3 protein-coding genes are annotated in these 1,683 nt (G+C 48.0%); all 3 read left to right on the top strand.

Going from position 1 to position 1,683, the window contains the following annotated elements; genetic code table 11:
* Positions 1–433 precede the first annotated feature (433 nt).
* Positions 434–676 (top strand): type II toxin-antitoxin system Phd/YefM family antitoxin, encoded by a 243-nt coding sequence (locus tag ACOCD2_RS18880; protein WP_293650096.1) that lies wholly within the window; start codon positions 434–436, stop codon positions 674–676.
* Entirely contained in the window at positions 673–936 is a 264-nt protein-coding gene (locus ACOCD2_RS18885; RefSeq protein ID WP_293650095.1) for a Txe/YoeB family addiction module toxin, read from the top strand. Before ACOCD2_RS18880 ends, ACOCD2_RS18885 begins: the two co-directional genes overlap by 4 nt.
* A 551-nt stretch (positions 937–1,487) precedes the next feature.
* A partial coding sequence (locus tag ACOCD2_RS18890) for a hypothetical protein (RefSeq protein WP_293653125.1) occupies positions 1,488–1,683 on the top strand: 196 nt, incomplete at its 3' end.

Raw genomic sequence — 1,683 nt, forward strand, 5'->3', positions numbered from 1 at the left:
TCTTCTCCAGCTTGTCCTGTTCTTCTTTGTCCAAGGTAATTTCAACGGCCACTCTCACAAGATTATTTCTCATTTTCTCTCGAATGAAATTATAGACAAATACTGTGATTATTAGTTCCGTTAAGAACGCAACACTACACTAGAGCGCCATCCCTTGCCCGCGCCGCGCATCAAAGTGAACTTGTTATCCTTTTATGGTGAAGTGTATTGACGAGGAGCCGTGTGCGTAAATAGCGCAAGCACGGTTCTGTGAGGGGCGTGACAACAATGTCGATAAGGTATGGATAGTGTGGCACTGATGGGAAACCAATCAGCAAACAGAGAAAACAAACGCATACCTAAGTTGGCAAAGGAATCCGTCTACTCGACCAAAGCATGTTATGCTTGAAAAAGCGTACGCCTTGGCGTACGCTTAGCCAAGGAGGTCAGATTCATGATTATTCTCAATGCCACTGAAGCGCGGTCAAAGCTCTACAGTTTGATCGATGAAACATCGAATACACACCAACCCATTGTAATTACAGGGAAAAGAGGAAACGTTGTTCTTGTCTCGGAGGAGGATTGGAATGCCATCTCAGAAACCCTGCATTTGATGTCGATTCCGGGAATGGGGGAATCGATTAAGGAAGGGATGAAAACGCCTGTTTCTGAATGCTCTGAGGAGCTTGATTGGTGAGTTGGAAACTGGTCTATACGAAACAGGCCCAAAAAGATGCGAAAAAACTTGCTTCGTCAGGCTTAAAGAAAAAGGCCCAAGAGCTACTTCAGGTTATCGAACAGAATCCATACCAAAATCCGCCACCCTACGAAAAACTGGTGGGTGATCTTTCCGGGGCATATTCGAGGCGCATCAACATCCAGCATCGAATCGTTTATCAGGTCCTGGAAACCGAGCAAGTGGTGAAAGTATTGCGGCTTTGGACGCACTATGAATGAAAAAAACATCAACTTCAGGGGGCGGAGTCCAACTTCAGAATCAACTTCAGGGGTCGGATTGTGCGGCCGAGCAAGGTCGATCGTTCAAGCGGGTGTGAACCCCGCCTCGGCAAGGCAGGTCAGCCACCGAGTAGCAAGCACCGGGCAGGCGGAGGTGACTCCAAATGTTAAGCACGGTGTGAGCAAAGCAGCAGGCCGTAAACGTAAAGTTGAAGTGATTTAGCCTCGAAAGCCCTTATCACAAGCAGGGTGACAGATTACTCCGTCTGGAAACCACCATTCCATGATGCGAGCGACCAGTATCATGGAGCTGCTTCGGGGTTGTAAAGCATGGCATGTTGACGATGATGAGCGATGGGCAACTCGGGAGATCTTGAGATGTCTTTCAGGGACAGAGAGTAAGTTGAACAAGTGATAATAAAGCGAGGACAACTGACGCGTCTTGAGAAGTCGGATGGTGGCGTAGTACCGGAGAAGGCGGGTAATGCTGCTGGAGGAAAGGCCATCACGCCAATAACAGCGTTGTGAGGAAACACGTATCATGCGCAGGAATGAAGAAAGCGTGCAAACGAAACTGCAATGATTTAGAGTTTCAGAGGAGAAAAACCACTAAAAATCTCAAAAAATTTGGCTCCTCAGCAGAATTTGTGGGTAGCAGAGGTGGGTTTGAGGCAAATGATCAGGTCTGTCCTGTCGGGGTAGAGCACCCCACCCGGCCTCTGAGAAGATGGAGTTGTGAAACCATCA

It is taken from the genome of Thiolapillus sp. (assembly GCF_048562965.1).
Lineage (GTDB): Bacteria > Pseudomonadota > Gammaproteobacteria > Chromatiales > Chromatiaceae > Thiolapillus > Thiolapillus brandeum_A.